Below are 1,802 nucleotides of genomic sequence, written 5' to 3' on the forward strand. Positions count from 1 at the left end.
TCTGTGAGCCGATGATTGAGAGCGCGCATTATAGGCGCCAATCCCCTCGTCACCGACCATGCCAGATAGCAAAAACCGGCCTCGCGGGCCGGTTTTCGGAGAACTTTCATGTTTTTAAGAGTTTTTAACAATTTGCCTGTTTTCTTTCACAGACTTGCCGCCGGCACACCACTGTGGAAGCGGAACTCGATGTCCGGGGACTCGATCAGTTCCTGCTCGGCGGCGCGAACCTTGTCGATCACCTGTGCAATGTCCTTGGCGTCGCCGTACTGGTAGGCCAGCTTCAGATACCCCTGGAAATGCCGCGCTTCACTTTTCAGCAGGCCGAAGTAGAACTTGCCCAGCTCTTCGTCGAGGTGCGGCACCAACGCTTCGAAACGCTCGCAGCTGCGCGCCTCGATAAACGCCCCGACCACCAGCGTGTCGACCAGTTTGACCGGCTCGTGGCTGCGCACCACTTTGCGCAAGCCCGAGGCGTAGCGACCGGCGGACAGCTGGCGCAGTTCGATCTTGCGCTTTTTCATCAGGCGCATGACCTGCTCATGATGCACCAGCTCTTCCCGGGCCAGGCGTGACATCAAATTGATCAGGTCGACATGCGAATGGTACTTGGCAATCAGGCTGAGCGCGGTGCTGGCAGCCTTGAACTCGCAGTTCTTGTGGTCGATCAGCAGGGTTTCCTGGTCGGCCAGTGCGGCCTGAACCCAGCCATCGGGCGTGCGACAGCCAAGGAATTCGTGAATTTCAGGAAGGATCATTGGCTCACTTCCGACAGTTCAACAGGACCATTGGGCAGGACGGCGACGATTTCAGGGTTCAGTAACATGAGGCTCACGGGCAATAAGTTCACAGCGAAGGGGCCGATTATACGTGCCTGCCGGCAGACCACCAGTCGCGGCACTTGATATGCATCAAGACCCGAGTTCACGACCAGCAACTATAGTTGTGCAACGACGTGTTTTTCATTCATCGGAGATTCCGACCATGCAAGCCATCCGCAGCATCCTGGTGGTCATCGAACCCTTGCCCGAGGAGAGCCTGGCCCTCAAGCGCGCCAAGATGATCGCCGGGGTGACTCAGGCGCATCTGCACTTGCTGATCTGCGATAAAGAGCATGATCACTCGGCGCTGTTGAGCGTGCTCAAGGCCAGCCTGCAGGAAGACGGCCATAGTGTCACCACCGAGCAAGCCTGGAACAAAAGCCTGCATGAAACCATCATCGATGTGCAGCAGGCCGAGGGTTGCGGGCTGGTGATCAAGCAACACTTCCCGGACAACCCGCTGAAAAAGGCCCTGCTGACCCCGGCGGACTGGAAGCTGCTGCGCCAGTGCCCGAGCCCGGTGTTACTGGTGAAAACCTCGAAACCCTGGACTGGCGGGAAGATTCTGGCGGCCATCGACGTGGGCAACAACGACCCCGAGCACCGCGTGCTGCATGCGAGCATCGTCGATCATGGCTTCGACATCGCTCACCTGGCCAAGGCCCATCTGCACGTCATCAGCGCCCATCCATCGCCCATGCTCTCGGCGGCCGACCCGGTGTTCCAGCTCAAGGAAACCATCGAGGCCCGCTACCGCGAAGCGTGCAAGGCGTTCCAGGCCGAGTTCGACATCGACGATGAGCATCTGCATATCGAAGAAGGTCCGGCCGATGTGCTGATTCCCTACATCGCGCATAAATTGCAGGCGTCGGTGACCGTCATCGGCACCGTGGCACGCACCGGGTTCTCGGGGGCCTTGATCGGAAACACCGCGGAAGTGGTGCTCGATTCGCTGGAAAGCGATGTGCTGGTGCTCAAGCC

General features: G+C 58.9%; 2 protein-coding genes. One reads left to right on the top strand and one right to left on the bottom strand.

Annotated elements, in window-relative coordinates:
* Positions 1-146: 146 nt before the first annotated feature.
* Positions 147-758 carry a MiaE family protein gene (locus tag AC1DH9_RS28400; RefSeq protein ID WP_054597031.1) on the bottom strand — a complete coding sequence of 204 codons (612 nt, stop codon included), beginning with the start codon at positions 756-758 and terminating at the stop codon, positions 147-149.
* Between the two features lie 226 nt (positions 759-984).
* Between AC1DH9_RS28400 and AC1DH9_RS28405 the strand changes: the two genes are divergently transcribed.
* A partial coding sequence (locus tag AC1DH9_RS28405; protein ID WP_477809259.1) for a universal stress protein occupies positions 985-1,802 on the top strand: 818 nt, incomplete at its 3' end.

It is taken from the genome of Pseudomonas sp. 05T35, from assembly GCF_056396605.1.